The organism is Caulobacter sp. CCH9-E1, assembly GCF_001556515.1.
GTDB lineage: Bacteria > Pseudomonadota > Alphaproteobacteria > Caulobacterales > Caulobacteraceae > Caulobacter.
In genome coordinates this window covers 38,540-58,080 of sequence record NZ_LSJA01000326.1, presented here as the reverse complement: position 1 = coordinate 58,080, position 19,541 = coordinate 38,540, and the positions used below count along the sequence as shown (strand labels likewise).

At 69.0% G+C, this 19,541-nt stretch carries 17 protein-coding genes; 13 read left to right on the top strand and 4 right to left on the bottom strand.

Annotated elements, in window-relative coordinates; translation table 11 throughout:
- Window positions 1–67 precede the first annotated feature (67 nt).
- Together AX690_RS18895 and AX690_RS18890 are read left to right on the top strand one after the other, a co-directional pair.
- Window positions 68–1,468 (top strand): serine hydrolase domain-containing protein, encoded by a 1,401-nt coding sequence (locus AX690_RS18895; RefSeq protein WP_231732239.1) that lies wholly within the window; start codon window positions 68–70, stop codon window positions 1,466–1,468.
- Between the two features lie 124 nt (window positions 1,469–1,592).
- Window positions 1,593–3,347 (top strand): class I adenylate-forming enzyme family protein, encoded by a 1,755-nt coding sequence (locus tag AX690_RS18890; RefSeq protein ID WP_066687030.1) that lies wholly within the window; start codon window positions 1,593–1,595, stop codon window positions 3,345–3,347.
- 175 nt (window positions 3,348–3,522) lie between these two features.
- Here the strand turns inward: AX690_RS18890 and AX690_RS18885 are convergent, their stop codons facing one another.
- On the bottom strand, window positions 3,523–5,010 hold the full coding sequence (locus AX690_RS18885) for an amidase (RefSeq protein ID WP_066687027.1): 1,488 nt from the start codon (window positions 5,008–5,010) through the stop codon (window positions 3,523–3,525).
- A gap of 117 nt (window positions 5,011–5,127) precedes the next feature.
- On the opposite strand from AX690_RS18885, the gene AX690_RS18880 reads away from it, so the two are divergent.
- Window positions 5,128–5,859, top strand: a complete 732-nt coding sequence (locus AX690_RS18880) for a TlyA family RNA methyltransferase (protein WP_066687024.1) — start codon at window positions 5,128–5,130, stop codon at window positions 5,857–5,859.
- Between the two features lie 58 nt (window positions 5,860–5,917).
- Here AX690_RS18880 and AX690_RS18875 read toward each other — a convergent pair whose 3' ends face one another.
- On the bottom strand, window positions 5,918–6,541 hold the full coding sequence (locus AX690_RS18875) for a hypothetical protein (RefSeq protein ID WP_082769743.1): 624 nt from the start codon (window positions 6,539–6,541) through the stop codon (window positions 5,918–5,920).
- 157 nt (window positions 6,542–6,698) lie between these two features.
- Here AX690_RS18875 and AX690_RS18870 point away from each other — a divergent pair, with 157 nt between their 5' ends.
- The 8 genes from AX690_RS18870 (at window position 6,699) to AX690_RS18835 (ending at window position 13,209) form a co-directional block, all read left to right on the top strand.
- Window positions 6,699–7,949, top strand: a complete 1,251-nt coding sequence (locus AX690_RS18870) for a class I SAM-dependent RNA methyltransferase (protein WP_066687021.1) — start codon at window positions 6,699–6,701, stop codon at window positions 7,947–7,949.
- A 66-nt stretch (window positions 7,950–8,015) separates the two neighbouring features.
- Window positions 8,016–9,065: an acyltransferase gene (locus tag AX690_RS18865; RefSeq protein ID WP_066687019.1), complete on the top strand. Its 1,050-nt coding sequence runs from the start codon at window positions 8,016–8,018 to the stop codon at window positions 9,063–9,065.
- An 18-nt stretch (window positions 9,066–9,083) separates the two neighbouring features.
- On the top strand, window positions 9,084–9,455 hold the full coding sequence (locus AX690_RS18860; RefSeq protein ID WP_066687017.1) for a YciI family protein: 372 nt from the start codon (window positions 9,084–9,086) through the stop codon (window positions 9,453–9,455).
- Complete coding sequence (locus AX690_RS18855; RefSeq protein WP_066687014.1) at window positions 9,452–10,717, top strand: RNA polymerase sigma factor; 1,266 nt, start codon at window positions 9,452–9,454, stop codon at window positions 10,715–10,717. Before AX690_RS18860 ends, AX690_RS18855 begins: the two co-directional genes overlap by 4 nt.
- Window positions 10,718–10,835: 118 nt before the next feature.
- Window positions 10,836–11,063, top strand: a complete 228-nt coding sequence (locus tag AX690_RS18850; protein ID WP_066687011.1) for a hypothetical protein — start codon at window positions 10,836–10,838, stop codon at window positions 11,061–11,063.
- A gap of 1 nt (window position 11,064) precedes the next feature.
- Window positions 11,065–11,586: a CinA family protein gene (locus AX690_RS18845; protein ID WP_231732238.1), complete on the top strand. Its 522-nt coding sequence runs from the start codon at window positions 11,065–11,067 to the stop codon at window positions 11,584–11,586.
- A 40-nt stretch (window positions 11,587–11,626) separates the two neighbouring features.
- Entirely contained in the window at window positions 11,627–12,712 is a 1,086-nt protein-coding gene (locus AX690_RS18840) for a PA0069 family radical SAM protein (protein ID WP_066687008.1), read from the top strand.
- Window positions 12,713–12,753: 41 nt separating this feature from the next.
- Window positions 12,754–13,209 (top strand): cell wall biosynthesis glycosyltransferase, encoded by a 456-nt coding sequence (locus AX690_RS18835; protein ID WP_066687004.1) that lies wholly within the window; start codon window positions 12,754–12,756, stop codon window positions 13,207–13,209.
- Between the two features lie 153 nt (window positions 13,210–13,362).
- Here AX690_RS18835 and AX690_RS18830 read toward each other — a convergent pair whose 3' ends face one another.
- A complete protein-coding gene (locus AX690_RS18830) occupies window positions 13,363–15,000 on the bottom strand; it encodes a lytic transglycosylase domain-containing protein (RefSeq protein WP_066687003.1) in 1,638 nt (545 codons plus the stop codon).
- Window positions 15,001–15,016: 16 nt separating this feature from the next.
- Window positions 15,017–15,835: a uracil-DNA glycosylase gene (locus AX690_RS18825; RefSeq protein WP_066687001.1), complete on the bottom strand. Its 819-nt coding sequence runs from the start codon at window positions 15,833–15,835 to the stop codon at window positions 15,017–15,019.
- 211 nt (window positions 15,836–16,046) lie between these two features.
- On the opposite strand from AX690_RS18825, the gene AX690_RS18820 reads away from it, so the two are divergent.
- Window positions 16,047–17,717, top strand: coding sequence for an electron transfer flavoprotein-ubiquinone oxidoreductase (locus AX690_RS18820; RefSeq protein ID WP_066686991.1), 1,671 nt, complete (start codon window positions 16,047–16,049; stop codon window positions 17,715–17,717).
- Window positions 17,718–17,807: 90 nt separating this feature from the next.
- Window positions 17,808–19,541 (top strand): tetratricopeptide repeat protein, encoded by a 1,734-nt coding sequence (locus AX690_RS18815; protein ID WP_066686987.1) that lies wholly within the window; start codon window positions 17,808–17,810, stop codon window positions 19,539–19,541.

Below are 19,541 nucleotides of genomic sequence, written 5' to 3'. Positions count from 1 at the left end.
CCAAGGATTAACTGGGCCGGCGCGCCGTCGACTGGTCTTCTCCCACCCGAAGCCGAGGAGGGCGACGATGAAGGCTCTGGGTCTTGGATTGTTGATGCTGGGCTTGGCCTCGACCGCCCACGCCGCGCCGGATCCCGTCGAGCGCGCCGACGCCATCGTCCGCCGCGCCATGGTCGAGCAACATATCCCTGGCCTGCAGATCGCCGTGGTCAAGGACGGCAAGATCGTGATGTCCCGCGCCTATGGCGTGGCCGATCTCGCCAAGAAGACGCCGGTGACGGCGGCGACACGGTTTCCGATCAACTCCATCACCAAGGCCTTCACCGGCGTGGCCGCCATGCGCGAGGCGGAAGCCGGGAGGCTGGACCTGACCGCGCCGATCGGGACCTATGTTGAGGGGTTACCGGAGGCGTGGCGCGGCATCCCGGTTCGCCGGCTGCTCAGCCATACCTCGGGCCTGCCGGACTTTGACGATAGCGATGGGGATGGGAACGCCGCCTGGACCGCGACCCTGGCCAAGCCGATCCGGTTTCCGCCCGGCCAGCGGTTTGAGTACAACCAGACCAACTATGCGCTGGCGCAGATGGCCATCAATGGCCTGCGCCACCGGCCGCGCGACGCCAACCTGGCGGAAGAGCAGTTCGTCCTCGCGGGCATGAGCCATAGCGGTTATGGCGATACGCGCGACGCCGATGCCGGACGGGTGGTGTCGTACGGCTATCGCAAGGCCCAGCCCGATCAGCCGATTGTGCGGACCGAGATCTTCTCGCCTCTGCACCGGGCGGCGGCGGGTATCGTCAGCACCGCCGACGATATGGCGCGCTGGATGATCGCCCTGCAAGGCGACACGCTGCTGAAGCCCTCGGCCAAGCAGGCGATGTGGACGCCGATCCCCTACAACGATGGCAAGATGGGCCAGTGGGGCATGGGGTGGCTGGTCCTGGAGCGGCCCGAGCACCGCGCCGTGGCCATGACCGGCGGAAGTCGTTCAGCGGTCTATCTCTATCCTGACGACGGGGTTGGGGTCGCGATCCTCACCAACCTGGCCGGGTCGACGCCGGAGGACCTGATCGATCAAATCGCTCAGGGGTTCATCCCTGGCATGACCCTCGCCGGGGTTCCGGCGCTCCGCGCGGCGCTGGCGGGGCAGGAGAGGGCGGATCCCGCCGCCGCCGTGGCCGATTTCCGCGCCGCCCATCCGGATTTCGCCGCGGACGAGCATGAACTCAACGACTGGGGCTATCGCCTGCTGGCCTTCGGCAAGCCGCGCTCGGCCCTGGCGGTGCTGAAGCTGGCCACCGACCTCAATCCCGCCAGCGGCAACGCGTTCGACAGCCTGGGCGAGGCCTATGCGACGAACGGCGACACGGCCTCGGCGGTCGCCGCCTACGAGAAATCCCTGGCTCTGGACCCGACCAACAAGAACGCCGTCCGATGGCTTGAGAAGCTGAAAAAGTCGCCAGGCTAGGGTTCTAACTTATCAACGATCCCCTAGCGTCAAACGTACGTTTGCATCCGGCTTCCGGCTGTGCTCTCTGGGTGTCGAACGCGCTCGCTCGACAAGGGCGCGACCTACCGGGAGAGTAAGCATCATGACCCAGGCCGCCGCTTCCAAGCCCACTCCGTGGCCCGCCATGTCCATCCAGCAAGCCTATGCGCTGATCACCCAGCCGGGCACGCCGGGCGAGATGGATGAGGTCGAGATTCGGGGCGTGAAGACCCGGGTCTGGAAGAACTGTCCGCCGACCCTGCGCGAGACCCTGCTGATGGGGCGCAGCCACGGCGAGAAGATCTTCATGGTCCACGAGGACGAGCGGGTCAGCTTCGAGGCCTTCTACCGCGCGGTCACCAACATGGCCGCGGAGCTGCAGGCGTCCGGCGTGCAAAAGGGCGATCGCGTGGCGATCGTGATGCGCAACATTCCCGAATGGCCCGTGGCCTTCTATGCCGGCCTCATGCTGGGGGCGATCGTCACGCCGCTGAACGCCTGGTGGACGGGACCGGAGCTGGAGTACGGCCTGATCGACTCCGGCGCCAAGGTCGCGATCGTCGACGTCGAGCGCTACGAGCGCCTGACCGAACACCTGCACAACTGTCCGGAGCTGCAGCGGGTCTATGTCAGCCGCTCGCCCGAGGAGATCAGCCACCCCTACGTCGTCCATCTGGAGGTGGTGATCGGCGGGCCCAACGACTGGGCGGCGCTGGAAGCCAAGCCGCTGCCGACGGTGGACATCGCGGCCGACGACGACGCCACGATCTTCTACACCTCGGGCACGACGGGTAAGCCCAAGGGCGCGATCGCCACCCATCGCAACATCAACAGCAACATCTTCGCCGCCGCCGCGGCTTCCGCGCGCGCCTTCCTGCGCCGGGGTGAAATGCCGCCCCAGCCCGATCCGGCCGCGCCGCAGAAGGGCGCGCTGCTGTCGGTCCCGTTCTTCCACGCCACCGGCTGCTTCGCCGTGCTGAACCCGTCGCTGTTCGCCGGCGCCAAGCTGGCGATGATGCGCAAGTGGGATCCCGAGCGCGCCATGCAGGTGATCCAGGACGAAAAGCTGACCCAGATGGGCGGCGTGCCGACCATCGCCTGGCAGATCATCGAGCACCCGAACCGCGACAAGTACGACCTGTCGTCGATCGAGGCCGTGGCCTATGGCGGCGCGCCGTCGGCGCCGGAGCTGGTCCGCAAGATCAAGGAGATCTGGCCCAAGTCCTCGCCCGGCAACGGCTGGGGCATGACCGAGACCTCGGCCACGGCGACCAGCAACTCGGCCGAGGACTACGAAAACCGTCCCGACAGCTGCGGCCCGGCCGTGCCGGTCACCGACCTGAAGATCATGACCGTCGAGGCGCCGTATCGCGAGCTGCCGATCGGCGAGGTCGGCGAGCTGTGGTGCAAGGGCCCGCAGGTCGTGCGCGGCTACTGGAACAAGCCGGAAGCCACCGCCCAGACCTTCGTCGACGGCTGGGTGCGGACGGGCGACCTCGCGCGCCTCGACGCGGAAGGCTTCTGCTTCATCATCGACCGCGCCAAGGACATGCTGATCCGGGGCGGCGAGAACATCTACTGCATCGAGGTCGAGAACTGCCTCTACGACCATCCGGCGGTGATGGACGCGGCCCTGGTCGGCATTCCGCACAAGACGCTGGGCGAGGAGCCCGCGGCGGTCGTCACGTTGAAGCCGGGCGCGGAAGCGTCCGAGGCCGAGCTGCGCGCGTTCGTCGCCGACCGCCTGGCCGCCTTCAAGGTGCCGGTGAAGGTGGTGTTCTGGCCCGAGACCCTGCCGCGCAACGCCAACGGCAAGATCATGAAGAACGAACTGAAGAAGGTGTTCGTCGAGGGGTAGGGCGATTTCTCCACTGCCTTCCTGGGCCTTGCGCCCAGGACCCATGGTTCCGTTGCTCTAAAGAACTGAGGAGCGCTCCACGCTGGCGGAGCGCTCCTTTCACGTCTAAGCCAAGCTGGACCATGGGTCCTCGCCCCAGGGGCGAGGAAGGCCGGGATAAACGAGAGAGCCTAGGTTAGGCGCTGACCGGCGGTCGCTTGTGCGCCCAAGGCTGGGCCTCTTCCAACTGGTAGGCTAGGCCCAGCAGCGTGGCCTCGCCACCCGCGCGACCGGCGAACTGCACGCCCACCGGAAGGCCGTCCGCGGTCCAGTGCAGCGGCACGCTCATGGCCGGGGCGCCGGCGACGTTCTGGATGGGAGTGTAGCCGACATAGGCCATCAGCCGCGCCTGCAGCTCCTCGAACGGAACCCAGCCGGCGACATAGCCCAGCTCGACCGGCGGCTTGCCCAGCACCGGCGACAGGATGACGTCATACTTGCTCAGCCAGGCGTCATAGGCGCCGATCATGGCGTTCAAACGCTTCATGGCGGCCGGCAGGGCGTCCTTGGGCAGCTTGCCGACCAGCTCGGCCATGCCCAGGGTGAAGGGCTCCAGCAGGGTGGCGTCAGGAGCGCGCCCCAGGGTCTTGGTGACGCCGGCCACGAGTTCAGCCGCGCCGGTCGCCCAGAGCGCGGTGAAGTCTTGCCCGAACTGGGCGCCATCAAAGGGCAGGGCGGTCGGTTCGACCCGGTGGCCCAGGTCCTTCAGCAGCTTGGCGGCGTTCTCGACGGCCATCCGCACCTCGGGATCGGGCGCGAGGCCCGTGCCGCCATTCATCACCAGGCCGACCTTCAGCTTCTTCTTCAGCGGCTGGCTGACCATGCCGATCGCTTTGAACGGCGCGGCCGCGTCAGTGCGCTCGGTGGCCGCGAACATCGCCGCCGAGTCGCGGACGCTGTGGGTCAGGACGTGCGAGACCGACAGATCGATGCCGCGGTTGCTCGGGCGATTAGGGATCAGTCGCCCACGCGAGGGCTTGAGGCCGAAGAGACCGCAATTGGCCGACGGGATGCGGATCGAGCCGCCGCCGTCGCTGGCGTGGGCGATGGCCACCATGCCCGAAGCCACGGCCGCCGCAGCGCCGCCGGATGAGCCGCCCGACGAGTGCTTGGTGTTCCAGGGATTGCGCGTGGGCAGGAAGCCCATCGGCTCGGTCGTCGGCAGGAAGCCGTATTCCGGCGTCGTCGACTTGCCCAGGGTGATCAGGCCCGCCGCGTCGAAGGCGTCGATATAGGCCGTCTGCTCCTTGTCGGGCTTGGCGCCTTGGCTGACGCGCGTGCCATAGCGCGTCGGCAGGCCCTTGTAGGGGTCCAGGTCCTTGACCAGGAACGGCACGCCGGCGAACGGGCCGGAGAGCTTGCCGGCCTTGGCCTTGTCCAGCGCGCGCTCGAAGTCCGAGGCGACCAGGGCCTGGACCTGCGGCTGCAGCGTTTCGATCCGCTGGATCGCCGCCTCGACCAGCTCGGCCGCGCTGACCTCCTTGCGGCTGACCCGGCCAGCCAGTTCGGTGGCGTCGGGCGTCCACGGCGCCGGGGCGGCGGACGACTTGGGCTTGGCGAAGGCTGAAGGGGCGGCCGCTATGGCGGCGGAGGCGGCCAGAAGGCCGCGACGGCTGAAACGCATGAATTCTCTCCCAAGAGCCGGCGTCTTTCGCGCCGGTGATCGTCGTTAAGTTGACCCGGAAGAGACCTTGGCCGCAAGCCCGTGCTACACGGCGGCCTTCGGTTTTGAGGAGGCGTCGTGGCCCGCAAGCGCATCGATCAGCTGCTCGTCGAGCGAGGCGTCTTCGACAGCCGCGCCAAGGCTCGCGCGGCTGTCGAGGCGGGGCGTGTGGCTGTGGCCGGCAAGGTTGTCGCCAAGCCCTCGGAAAGCGTCGACGAGGACGCCGAGATCGTCGCCAAGGCCGCCCACCCCTGGGTCGGGCGCGGGGCGCTGAAACTGGTCCATGCGCTGGATCTGTGGCCGATCGCGGTCGAGGCGCGGGTGGCCGTCGATGTCGGCGCCTCGACCGGCGGCTTCACCGAGGTCTTGCTGTCGCGTGGGGCGGCCAAGGTGTTCGCGGTCGACGTCGGCCGCGACCAGCTTCACGCCAAGCTGAAGGCCGACGATCGTGTCATGGACCTGTCCGGCGTCGACGCGCGGGCGCTGGACGCCGAGCGCATCCCGACGCCGCCGCACCTGGTCGTCAGCGACGTCAGCTTCATCTCCCTGACCAAGGCGCTGCCGGCGGCGCTGGATCTCGCCGCCCAGGGCGCCGACCTCGTGGCGCTGATCAAGCCGCAGTTCGAGGCCGGCCGCGAGCACGTCGGCAAGGGCGGTCTGGTCAAGGACGCGGAGGTCATCGCCCGTGTCGAGCGCGAGATCGTCGCGTTCTTGGAGGCGGCCGGCTGGTCGGTGAAAGGCCTCGCCGAAAGCCCGATCAAGGGCGGCGAGGGCCAGGTCGAACGTTTGGTCTGGGCGACCAAGCGCTAAAAAGAAATCGGCCGCCCCCGAGGGAGCGGCCGATCGTCTTCCACAAGAGAGAGGTCGTTTAGTCGACGACCTGATACTTGCCGTTGGCGTCGGGGCAGACGCGCACGAAGCGCTTCTGGACGCGGCCGTCCGGCAAGTAGATCGGGCTTTCGGCCAGGGTGCAGCCGTTCATGTCGGCCTTCGGGCGATCGGCGACGCGATAGCCTTCGTGGCGCTCGTAGGTGCGTTCGTAATAGCTGTCGCGCTCGGCGTCGCGGCGGGCGTCGTCGTACGAAGACGGCGGCGGAGGCGGCGGTTCGTTATAGGCCACCGGCGGCGGGGGAGGCGGCGGCGGCGGAGCGCGACCCGGGGTGCAGGCGGCCGAGTGCTTGCCGACATTGGTCCCAATCACCGCGCCCAGCAGGCCGCCGAGCACGGCGCCTTCGGTGCGCGCGCCCTTGGCCGCGATACCGCTGCCGATCGCCGCGCCGATGCCGGCGCCGGCCAGGCCGCCGCCCGCGCCGCGCTGCGTCGTCGAGCGCTGGCACTGGTCGTAATAGTAGCCCTGGTTATAGGCGCCGCCCGAGCCATAGGCCTGGGCCGAGGCCAGGGTCGGCGTGAGAACGCCGCAGACGAGGGCGAAGGAGACGCCCAGAACGGTCTTCATCTTGGTGGTCCTGCTCTTGGTGGCGGTCATGGTCATGAGAGAGCTTGTCAATTTGGGGGCGAGGCCCAGTCCGTTCGTTGTCCAAGCTATGGCGTGGTCAACATGAACGACGCCTGACCGAGGTATTCAGCTTCCCTCCCACGCGGTATGGACGCCTCTGCGCGCCGGTGCTCGGCGCCGAAACGGATATGAAATGCGAGAACTGACGATCGACGCGGTCGGCGCCCAGGGTGACGGCCTCTCCCGCAATGCGGAGGGCAAGGGCGCGGCTTTCGTGCCCCTGACCCTGCCCGGCGAGCGGGTGTTGGCCAAGATGGAGGGCGCGCGCGGCGAGGTCGCCGAGATCCTGTCCGCAAGCCCGGATCGCGTGACGCCGCCGTGCCGTCATTTCGGGACCTGCGGCGGCTGCGCCCTGCAGCACTGGGCGGCCGAGCCCTACCGCGCGTGGAAGGGCGAACAGATCCGTCTGCAGCTGTCGATGGAGGGGCTCGAGACCGAGATCCTGCCGACCTTCGCCGCGCCGCCGGCCTCCCGCCGCCGGGTGGCGCTGCACGCCCGCAAAGGGCCCAAGGGCGCCGGCGCGCTGCTGGGCTTCAAGGAGCGCCGCTCCTGGAACCTGGTCCCGATCGCGGAGTGCCCGGTCACCGACCCCCGTCTCGTCGCCGCTCTGCCGGCCTTGGCCCGCCTGGCCGAGCCGTTCCTGGAGCATCCGAAGTCCGCGCCCACCCTACACGTGACCCTGACCGGCACCGGGCTCGACATCGACGTCACGGGCGTCGAGCGCAAGAGCGGCGGGCTGTCCGCCGACGCCCGCATGCGCGCGGCCATGGCGGCGAGCGAGGGCGACTTCGCCCGCGTGACCATGGCCGGCGAAACCGTCTATGGCGCGCGCCAGCCGCTGGTGAAGCTGGGGCCGGCGGTGGTCGCCCTGCCGCCCGGCGCCTTCCTGCAGGCCGTGCCCGCCGCCGAGCGGGCCATGGTCGACTTCGCCGTCGCCGAGGCGCAGGGCGCTAGTCGCCTCGCCGACCTCTATTGCGGCGTCGGCACCTTCACCTTCCGCCTGGCCGAGATCGGCGCGGTGCACGCCGCCGAGATGAGCGCGCCCGCCATCGAGGCGCTGAAGGCCGCCATCGGTTCGACGCCTGGTCTCAAGCCCATCCAGGCCGAAGCCCGCGACCTCGTCCGCCGTCCGGTGCTGAGCACCGAGCTCGCCAAGACCGACGTCGTGGTCATCGACCCGCCCCGCGCCGGCGCCGCCGAGCAGACGGTTGAAATCGCCAAGTCCAAGGTCGCCAAGGTGATCAGCGTCTCGTGCAATCCCGGCACCTTCGCCAAGGACGCCCGCGCCCTGGTCGACGCCGGCTTCCGGCTGGAAAAGGTGCTGCCGGTCGACCAGTTCGTCTGGTCGCCGCATATCGAGTTGGTCGGCGTCTTGTCGCGCTGACGCGGCGCCCTGGTTTGCGTCCGCCGCCCTGTCGGCTAAGCAAGGACAGGGAGCGAGGGCGGCGGATTGCGAGCTGACGACGCGGGACGACGGTTCGAGGCGCTGGACGGCCTGCGCGGCGTCGCGGCCGTGGGCGTCATGCTCTACCACATCGGCGGCTGGACCGGCCGGCATGGGCTGTTCCCGCACGGCTATCTCGCCGTCGACTTTTTCTTCTGCCTGTCGGGCTTCGTCCTGGCCCACGCCTATGGCCGGCGCGAGATCGGCTGGCTGGGCTTCATGCGCCAGCGGCTGATCCGGCTGTGGCCGCTGATCGCCCTGACCATGCTGCTGGGCGCGACCGTGATCATCCAGCACCGCGAGCGTGTTCCTGGCTGGCTCGGGTTGGGCCTGTTGATGATCCCCCGCGTCTGGACGAGCGACGACGGCTTTTCGCCGCTTTTTCCTTTGAATCCACCGGCTTGGTCGCTGTTCTTCGAGCTGGCGGTCGGGGCGGCATGGTTCCCGATCCGTCGGCTCGGCGTGATGGGCCACGTGCTGATGGTCGTACTGCTACTGCCCGTCGTGCTCTACGTCGCCCACGGCATGGGCGGGGTGCTGACGGGATGGGACCGGGGCACCTTCGTGATCAGCTTCCTGCGGACGGTGTTCGCCTTCCTACTGGGCTGGGGCTGCTATCGCGTCCAGGCCTTCACGACCTGGAGCGCGCCGGTCTGGCTCCTGGCGGCGGTTCTCGCGGCCGTCATGAGTTTTCCGTGGACGTCGTTGAATTGGCTCTATGATTTCGTCTGCGTGAGCGTGATTTTTCCGCTGGTGGTGCTGGCCGGAACGCGCGATCCGACGGGCTGGTTGGGGGCGCTGTGCCGGGTGTCGGGCGCGATCTCGTATCCCCTGTACGCGCTGCACTGGCTGGGCTGGGAGCTGATGCTGCGCGGCTTCCGGGCGATCGGCGGCAAGGGCTATCCGATCGGCTTCGCCCTGGTGGCGATCCCGGTCATCATCGGCGGCGCCTGGGCGGTGCTGAAGCTCTATGACGAACCGGTGCGTCGGCGCCTGCGCGCGCTGTCGGAAAAGTGTCGGCCCGGTGTCGGAAGCGGGCATAGTCCCTCGTCCTAGGGAGAGACGAGGACCGCCATGCTCTACGCCATACTTTGCTACAATCAGGAGGACGTCGTCTGGGCCTGGTCCAAGGACGAGGAAGACGCCGTCATGGAGAAGCTCAGCGCTGTCCAGGAGCGCTTGGCGCGGGAAGGGCGGCTGGGGCCTGTCGCCCGGCTGATGCCGACCACGGCGGCCACCACCCTGCGCAAGGACCGCGATCCGCACCTGGTGCTGGACGGCCCGTTCGCCGAGACCAAGGAGCAGCTGTTGGGCTTCTACGTGGTGGATTGCGACTCGCTGGATGGGGCGCTCGACATCGCCAAGGATCTCGGCAAGGCCAATCCCGGCGGCTCTTACGAAATCCGGCCGATCGCCCTGTTCAAGCCCGGCGAGGCCGGCGCATGACCGACCTGGCCTGGATCGAGGGCGCGGTCGTCGCAGCCCGGCCCCAGGCCATGGCGGCGCTGCTGCGCTACTTCCGCGACATGGACGCGGCCGAGGAGGCGTTCCAGGACGCGTGCCTGCGGGCGCTGAAGGCCTGGCCCAAGAACGGCCCGCCGCGCGACCCGACGGCCTGGCTGATCATGGTCGGCCGCAACGCCGCCATCGACGCCGTCCGCAAGACCAGCCGCAACGCGCCCCTGCCGCCGGAAGAGCTGCTCTCGGACCTCGAGGACGCCGAAGCCGAGGCGGCCGAACGGCTGGACGGCTCGCACTATCGCGACGACGTTCTGCGGCTGCTGTTCATCTGCTGCCATCCCGACCTGCCCGCCACCCAGCAGATCGCCTTGGCCCTGCGCATCGTCTCGGGCCTCACGGTCCGCCAGATCGCCCGCGCGTTTCTGGTCGGCGAGGCGGCCATGGAGCAAAGGATCACCCGCGCCAAGGCCAGGATCGGCGCCGGCGACGCGCCGTTCGAGGCGCCGGGGCCGGTCGAGCGCGCCCAGCGGTTCGCGGCCGTGGCGGCCATGATCTACCTGGTCTTCAACGAGGGCTATTCGGCCAGCGGCCGGGCCCTGGAGGCTCGCGGCGGGCTCTGCGACGAGGCGATCCGGCTGGCGCGGCTGCTGTTGCGCCTGTTCCCGGCCGAGCCGGAGATGATGGGGCTGACCGCCTTGCTCCTGCTGCAGCACGCCCGGGCCGAGGCCCGTTTCGCCGCCGACGGAACCGCCATCCTGCTTGAGGATCAGGATCGAAGCCTCTGGAATCGCAAGATGATTGGCGAGGGCCTCGCCTTGATCGACAAGGCCATGCTCAAGCGCGATCCAGGGCCCTATCAGGTCCAGGCCGCGATCGCCGCGCTGCATGCCCGAGCCGCGCGGCCGGAGGACACCGACTGGCGCGGCGTCGACCAGCTCTACGCCACGCTGGAGATCATGCAGCCATCGCCGGTGGTGACCCTGAACCGCGCGGTGGCGACGGCGAAGGTGCGGGGACCCGAGGCCGCCCTGGCGATGGTCGAGCCGTTGGGGGCGCGGCTGGACGGCTATTTCCACTACCACGGCGCGCGGGGCGCATTCCTGCTGCAGGCGGGGCGCGGCCCCGAAGCGCGCCAGGCGTTCGATCGCGCCATCGCCCTGGCCAACACCGCCGCCGAGGCCGCCAGTATCCGCAGCTATCTCGATCGCCTGAGCGCCGAGGTGGAGAGAACCTCCCATGAAGCTTGAGCGTCCGGCCGGAACCCTAGCTTGCTCCGTCTTTTGATCGCCAGAACCTGCCGCTTGGCGTGAAGAGGAACTCGCCGGCCGCACGCCGGGTTTTCCTCCGCACCCAGAGGAGGAAGCCATGACCCGATCGGCCGACGACAAACGCTGGGGCGGCCCCGGCGCCAGCCACGAGAACCGCGACAAGCCCCAGCCTGATCCGACCGTGAAGGATCGCGATGATCCCGACCGCTACAGCCGGCACAGCCAGGTCTCGGGCGGCGGCGGGGAGGCGGATGTCCATCACGCTCACCCGCCGGAACGCAAACGCGATTTCGAGGCTGGCGACGCGGAGAAGGACAAGGCCTGACGTGATCGAGACCTTTTCCAAGGGCTTGCCGGCGGATGTTCATGCGTTGGCCGAGGCTTTGATGGCCGAGGTCTGTCTCCGCGATCTGAAGGTGGCCGTGGCCGAGAGCTGCACGGGCGGTCTGGCCGCCGCGGTGCTGACCGATGTCGAGGGCCACTCGCACGGTTTTGATCGCGGCTTCGTCACCTATACCGACGAGGCCAAGCACGCCTTGCTCGACGTCGCCTGGGATGTCCTTAGGACCGTGGGCGCGGTCTCGCCCGAGGCGGCGAAAGCGATGGCGGCCGGTGCGCTGGCCGAGTCCGACGCCGACCTTGCCTTGTCGATCACCGGCTTCGCCGGACCCGGCGGTCCCGGCGACCAGCCTGGACTCGTCTATTTCGGTACGGCGGTGCGGGGGCGCGAACCGGAATACGCCGTGCGCCGCTTCGCCGATACGGACCGAACCTCTGTCAGAATCGAGAGTTTGCGGGTGGGATTTCAGCTTCTGCTCGAAACGGCCGATCGGTTCGTCGCCTCCTAAATGTTCTTGAAATGTTCTTTTCTCGTGACATGATTGGGCCATGGCCCAGGCGACGAACATCAAGGGCGCGGTTCCGCGCGGGCGGGGGGCGCGGTCCAACCGGACGGGGCGCTTCGAGGCGCTGGAGCGCGAGGCCTTCGACGACGGCTGGGGCGAGGAGGAAGAGCCCAAGCAGCTGAAGACCGAGCTTCAGCCGATGAAGTCGCGGACGATCATCGCCCGCAACCAGAGCCCCGACGTCGGCTTCGACCGCTCGATCAATCCGTACCGCGGCTGTAGCCACGGCTGCATCTACTGCTACGCGCGCCCCGCCCACGCTTATCTAGGGCTGTCGCCGGGTCTGGATTTCGAGAGCAAGATCTTCTTCAAGCCGCACGCGGGGGAGCTGCTTGAGAAGGAGCTCGCCAAGGCCAGCTATACGCCCGCGACGATCCACATCGGCGGCGACACCGATCCCTACCAGCCCGACGAGAAGCAGCTGCGCGTGACGCGACAAGTGATCGAGGTGCTGGAGCGCTGCAGCCACCCGTTCACGATCATCACCAAGTCGGCGCTGATCCTGCGCGACCTCGACATCTATGCGCGGCTGGCCGAGCGGAAGCTGACGCGGGTGGCGATCTCGATCACCACCCTGGACCGCAAGCTGGCGCGCAGCATGGAGCCGCGCGCGGCCACGCCTGGCAAGCGGATCGAGGCGGTGCGGCGGCTGACCGAGGCCGGCGTGCCGGTGACGGTGATGTTCGCCCCGGCCATCCCCGGCCTCAATGACCACGAGGTCGAGGCGGTGCTTGAGGCTTCCGCCAGGGCCGGCGCGCGCGGGGCGGGCTATGTCGCTTTGCGCCTGCCGCGCGAGATCGCCCAGCTGTTCGAGGAGTGGCTGGAGACCGATCACCCCGATCGCGCGCGGCGGGTGATGTCGCTGGTGCGTCAGGTGCGGCGCGGCGAGACCTATCGCTCGGGCTGGGGCGAGCGGATGACGGGCGAGGGGCCGGTGGCCGAGGTGCTGCGCCAGCGCTTCCACCTGGCGGTCAAGAAGTTCGGCCTGGATCAGCCGTGGTCGCCGCTGGACTGCAGCCAGTTCAAGCGGCCCGTGCTGGGCGGCGCGCAGATGGACCTGTTCGGCTAGTTGCCGCTTGACCGCGCGGCGCCCGCTAGCGAAGCAAGGCCATGATCTCCATCCTGCTGCTCGCTTCCGAGGATCTGCCGGGCCTGGCCGCCCAGATGGCCATGCTGGTGCCCGCCGCCGTCGATGGCCTGGTCAAGGAAGTGATCCTGGTTGGTCCCTCGCCGCCCGGCGTCGAAGCCTTGGCCGAGGATAGCGGCGCGCGGTTGGTTTCGACAGAGGGCGACGCGGCCGCCGGCTTTGCGGCGGGGGCGGGCGCGGCGCGAGGCGATTGGATCCTGACCCTGCGCGCGGCGCCGGCTTTGCGCGAGGGCTGGCGCGAGCCGGTCGAGAAACACTTGGCGGGGGGCGGCGGCGCTCCGGCGGTCCTGGCCGCGCCGGGCGGGCTGTTGGCGCGACGCCTGCACGGCGTGCTGCTCCGTCGCCTGGATTGGCCGGCGAATGGGGGCGATGAGCGGGCGCTGGCCAAGACTCTCAAAGCTAGGCGGCTGACCTACTAGCGCCTTTCCACCGACCTCCCCGGCGAATGTCGGGGTCCAGATCAATTCACGGGGTACGAGGTCTGGCGCCGCGGACTGGCGCATTCACGCCAACCGCTCAGTCTGTATCTGGGCCCCGGCGTTCGCCGGGGAGGTCGGAGTTCAAAAACCGTCCTACGGCAGACTGTTGACCAGCTCACCGATCGAGGTGACCTGCTGCACCTTGGGATCCAGGCGGAAGTCGACCAGGCGCGCGCCGCTGGCCACGGCGTCGAGCGTGCGGGTCTCGGCGCCCATCAGCTTGCGATAGGTCCAGTAGCTGGCCATCACCTTCTCGACGTAGTTGCGGGTCTCCTGGAACGGCAGGCTCTCGATCAGCAGCAGGCTGTCGCAGTCGGCGCCGAGTTGCTGCAGCGTGCGGTTCAGCGTGCCCGGCCCCCCGTTATAGGCGGCGACGGCGCGGAGGATGTCGGGGCTCTGCAGGCCGCGATCCATCAGCCAGGTGAAATAGTCCTGCCCGACCCGCAGGTTGAAGGCGGGATCGAACAGCGGCGTGGTGTCGGCTAGGAGCTTGTCGTCGCCGGCGGCCCGCGCGGCGGCGACGGGCATCACCTGCATCAGCCCCACGGCGCCGGCGTGCGAGACGGCCATCGGGTCGAAGCGGCTTTCCTGGCGCACCAGGGCGTAGACCAGGGCCTTGTCCAGCGTGAAGCCGCCGATCGGCTCCAGGGCGGGCAGGGGATAGTCCTCGCCGCCGACGCGGCGCATGGGGCGGCCGGCGTTCAGCGGGGCGTTGGCGTTGAGCGCCAGGGCCAGGGTGGTCCAGTCGCCGCGCAAGGTCTCGGTGTCGGCCAGGGAGAGGCCGGCGCGAAGCTCCTCGCCAGCTTCGCGCCAGCGGCCGATCTGGGCCAGGGCGGCGGCGCGATGGGCGCGCGGATCCGAGCGCAGCAGACGGTCCAGGGAGGCGCTGTCGGGCCCGGCGTACGACGCGCGGGTGATCAGGGCCGCGATCGGGTCCTCCAGCTCGCCGGGCGTCGCCAGGCCCGCCAAAGCCAGCTGGCGCATGGCGATCATGCCATAGAAGGTGTGCGGCGCGGCGCTGGCCTTGACCAGCAGCTGGCGGGCGCGGTCCTCGCCGCCGGCCTGGCTGGCCGCGCGCGCGGCCCAGAAGGCGCCGGCGGCGCGCATCCATTCGTCCTGCTTGGGATCGTCGGCGACTTGCTCGAAGAACCGCTGGGCCTGATCGGCCTCGCCCAGGCGATAGGACGACAGCCCGGCGATCCAGCGCTCGCCGCTGGCGACGGCCAGGGCATAGGCGCGGCGGACGTCGCCGGAATAATAGGCCTCGCGCGCGGCGCGGCCCTTGTCGACAGGCGACGGACGACGATCGTCGGTGACGAACAGCGCGGGGATCAGCGGCGATGCGACCTGCTTGCCGGCCGGCCTGCGCTTGACCGCCAGGGCGTAGATCCGCTCGGCGCCGGCTTCGTCGCCATAGCGGTTCAGCCAGCCAGCGAGCTCGTCATAGCGGGCCGAATAGAGCGTCGGATGCATCAGCTTGGCGAAGGCCAGCCGTCCGGACAGGCTGCGGTCGCGAACCTTGGCGAAGGCCGCCTCGGCGGCGTCGAAGTCACCGCGATCGGTCGCGGCGAAGGCGGCGCGATAGGCGCGCGCGTCGTCCTGCGACAGCGGTTCGAGCGCGCTGGCGTGCGCGATCGCGAAGCACAGGAAGAAGGCCGAAACGACGGCCAGGGCGCGAGTCCAAAGCGGCAAAAGCTGTCCGCGCCCCCGAAGCCGCGCGTCCCCGTTCAACTGGTGGGGGAAACTTCTAGTGGGGGCGCTCCGGCCGATCAAGCCGTTCGGTTAATGTCAGAAGGTCTTGCCACGCCTTCTTTTTCTGGGCGGGCGTCCGCAGCAGGAAAGCCGGGTGCAGGGTGGGCATGGCCGGCAGTTCGGTGGCCTTGTCTTCGGACAGCCATTCAAACCAGCGGCCGCGCATCGACAGGATGCCTTCGTCGCGCTTGAGCATCGCCTTGGCCGACGCGCCGCCGGCCAGGAGCAGCATCCTGGGCTTCACCAGCGCGATGGCGCGCTCGACGAAGGGGGCGCAGACGGCCTGCTCCTGCGGGGTGGGCGTGCGGTTGCCGGGCGGTCGCCAGAAGACGGTGTTGGTGATGAAGACGCGACCTTCTAGGCCGGCTGCCTTCAGCATCCGGTCCAGCAGCTTGCCGGCCCGGCCGACGAACGGCGCGCCTTGGGCGTCCTCGTCGGCGCCCGGGCCTTCGCCGATGATCATCAGCGGCGCGTCGGCGACGCCTCGCGAGAACACCGCCTGCTTGGCGCCTTGCGTTTTCAGCGCGCAGCCATCGAAGGCGGCGATGGCGGCGGCGAGGCTCTCCAGATCCTGGCAGGCGGCCGCGGCGGCCTTGGCCGCGGCGATCGCCGTTCCAACGTCGGGGCCACGTACGGCGGCCAGGCCCGGACGCGACGGCTGGGGCGGCGGCGGGGGCTGGCTCTTGGCCCGCAGCATCGCCGCGCCCTCGGCCAGGCGGTCGATTGGCGCCTCCGCGTACGAGGCCTCGACGCCCGCATCGGCCCAGAAGGCCAGCAGGCTCTCGACGGCGCGTTGATCGACGGCGGGGCTCATGTCACCGTCATAAAGCGGGACGCATGAAAAAGTCAGCGCTTTTGGCGCGACCGCGCGCCGAATGTGGAAACGCTTGGCGTTGGGAGGTCTTATCCACGCTGCGGCGCAGCGAAAAATTGCGGCGGACGCTTGACCGCCTCAGCGTCAGGTACGGATAAGCTGTGATTCAAACAGTGATAAGAGGGGCCGCAGGGCCCAACCGGGAGAACCCATGAGCGAAGACCTCGAACGCGAGTCGATGGAGTACGACGTCGTGATCGTCGGCGGCGGTCCCGCGGGGCTCTCGGCCGCGATCCGCCTGAAGCAGATGGCCGCCAAGGCCGGGACCGACATTTCGGTCGCCCTGCTGGAAAAAGGCTCGGAAGTCGGCGCGCACATCCTGTCGGGCGCCGTGATCGATCCCAAGGGCCTGGCCGAACTGTTCCCCAACTGGAAGGAAGAGGGTGCGCCGCTCGAGACGCCGGTCACCAAGGACCGCTTCAAGCTGCTGGGGCCGCAAGGCGAGCTTTCCCTGCCCATGTGGGCGATGCCGCCCTTCATGCACAACCACGGCTGCTACATCGCCTCGCTGGCCAACCTCACCCGCTGGCTGGCGACCAAGGCCGAAGAGCTGGGCGTCGAGATCTATCCGGGCTTCGCGGCCTCGGACCTCGTCTGGAACGCCGACGGCTCGGTCAAGGGCGTCGTCGTCGGCGTCGTCGGCATCGCCAAGGACGGCCACCACAAGCCGGACTACCAGCCGGGCATGGAACTGCATGGCAAGTACGTCTTCATCGCCGAGGGCGTGCGCGGCTCGTTGGCCAAGCAGCTGATCGCCAAGTTCAATCTCGACGCGGGCAAGTCGCCGCAGAAGTACGGCATCGGCATCAAGGAGCTGTGGCAGGTCCCGCCCGAAAAGCACCAGCCGGGCCTGGCCGAGCACACCACCGGCTGGCCGCTGGACAACAAGACCGGCGGCGGCAGCTTCATGTACCACTTCGGGGACAACTACGTGGCCATCGGCTACGTCGTGCACCTGAACTACAAGAACCCCTGGCTGTCGCCGTTCGACGAGTTCCAGCGCTTCAAGCAGCACCCGACCGTGCGCCCGCACCTGGAAGGCGGCAAGCGCATCGCCTACGGCGCCCGCGCCATCACCGAGGGCGGCTATCAGTCGGTGCCGAAACTGACCTTCCCGGGCGGCGCGCTGATCGGCTGCTCGGCCGGTTTCGTCAACGTGCCGCGCATCAAGGGCAGCCACAACGCCGTCAAGACCGGCATTCTGGCCGCCGAGGCCGCGTTCGAGGCGGTTCAGGCCGGCCGCGCCAGCGATGAGCTGACCGCCTACCAGGCGTCCTATGAGACCTCGTGGGTGGCCAAGGAGCTGAAGGTCGTTCGCAACGCCAAGCCGCTGCTGGGCAAGTTCGGCACCGCCCTGGGCGGCGCGTTCGGCATGCTGGACATGTGGACCAACCACCTGTTCGGCTTCTCGTTCTTCGGCACGATGAAGCACGACAAGACCGACGCGGCCTCGACGGGGCTGGCCAAGGACTACAAGCCGATCGTCTATCCCAAGCCCGACGGCGTGATCAGCTTCGACAAGCTGTCGAGCGTGTTCCTGTCGGCGACCAACCACGAGGAAGACCAGCCGGCGCACCTGAAGCTGAAGGACCCGTCGATCCCGATCGCGGTCAACCTGCCCAAGTACGGCGAGCCGGCGCGCCTTTACTGCCCGGCCGGCGTCTACGAGGTGCTCTACAACGAGCAGGGCGGGGATCCGCGCTTCCAGATCAACGCCCAGAACTGCGTCCACTGCAAGACCTGCGACATCAAGGATCCTTCGCAGAACATCGTCTGGACCACGCCGGAAGGCGGCGGCGGACCCAACTATCCGAACATGTAAGCGGCGCGCCTGAAGCGCCCGAAAGCCTCCCGGTCCGGACCGGGAGGCTTTTTGTTGCGGACCGCCTCGAAACCTCGGAGGGTGCGGGCCATGACGCGTATCAAAGTCCTCCTCGCCTGCGTTTCCGTCGCCGCCCTGGCCGCCTGTTCCAGCGTACCCCGTGAGATCACGATGCGGGGGCCGATCGCGCTCGGCTCGCCGCTGTTCGACACCCGCAGCTCCTATGGCCAGTTCCTGGCGGGCCAGGCGGCGTTGCGCGATGGGCAGTCGAAGCAGGCGGCGACCTATTTCGACGCGGCCGCCTCCATGGACGACGACCCGGGCTTGATCGGCGAGCGGGCCTTCACGGCCTTGCTGCTGGCCGGCGACATCACGCGCGCCGCGGCGGTGGCCCCGACGGCCGCCGACACGCCCGAGGCGGTCAAGCGGCTCAGCGTGCTGACTCGCGTGGTCGAGGCGATCGCGGTCGGAGATGGCAAGACGGCCGAGACGCTGCTGAAGACCTCGCCGCCTGGCTTCCCCCATCAGCAGGCGACCGCCTTGCTGGGCCCGTGGGCCGCCGCCCTCGCTGGCGACAAGGAAGGCGCGGTGGTCCAGCCGACCCTGCGCAACGACAAGCTGGTGCAGTTCTTCGGCCAGCAAGGCCAGGCGCGGCTTTACGAGCGCGCCAAACGCTATGACGAGGCCGAGACCGACTACAAGGCGCTGACCGCCAACGCCGCGACCGCCAGCATCTTCACGCTGGACTACGGCGCGTTCCTGGAGCGTCGCAAGCGTCACGCCGACGCCGTGGCCTTGTACGATGGCGCTCTGCGCGCGGCGCCGAACGATATCGGCCTGTTGCGCGCCCGCGCTCGGGCCGCCGCCAAGGGCGCGCCGCCGCCCCCGCCCACCATCCGCCAGGGCGCGGCCGAGGGCTTGATCGCCTGCGCCGCCACCTTCGCCGGCGAGCGCCAGATCCAATTCGCCCAGGCCTATCTGCGCCTGGCGCTGCGGCTCGATCCCGCCCGCGACGAGGCGTGGGTGCTGCTGGGCGACCTGATGAACCAGAACGAGGATCCCAAGGGCGCGATCGAGGCTTTCGCCCGTGTCCCGGCGACCTCGCCCCACTATGTCACCGCCCAGACCAAGACCGCCTGGTCGCTGAACGACCTGGGCGACAAGGCCAAGGCGCTGGAAGTGGCTCGCGCCGCCGCGACCGCGGCCCCGAACAATCGCGACGCTCAGGTGGCGCTGGCCGACCTCCTGCGGTCCAACAGCCAATGGAACGAGTCCGTCGCGGTGCTCGATCCGATCATCGCCCACGAGTCCGGTTCACCGGATTGGCGCCTGCTGTATCTGCGCGCGGTGTCGCTGGAGCAGGGCGGCCGCTGGCCGGAGGCCGAGCGCGACCTGCAGGCGGCGCTGAAGCTCAATCCGGACGAGCCCGAACTGCTGAATTTCCTGGGCTACAGCTGGATCGATCGCGGCCAGCACCTGAAGGAGGCCTTGGCCATGGTCCAGAAGGCGGTCGACGCGCGGCCGCAGTCGGGGGCCATGCTCGATTCCCTGGGGTGGGCCTATTACCGGCTCGGCGACTACAAGACCGCGGTCGAGAAGCTGGAAGCCGCTGTCGAGATGGAGCCGGGCGATCCCGACGTGAACGGCCACCTGGGCGACGCCTACTGGCAGGTGGGGCGCAAGATCGAGGCGACGTTCCAATGGCGGCGCGTGCTGAGCCTGGAGCCCGACGACAAGCAGAAGGCCGAGGCCGAAGCCAAGCTGAAGAACGGGCTGGGGCCGGCGACCGCGCCGATCGCCAAGTCGACGGTGGCCAACAACTGA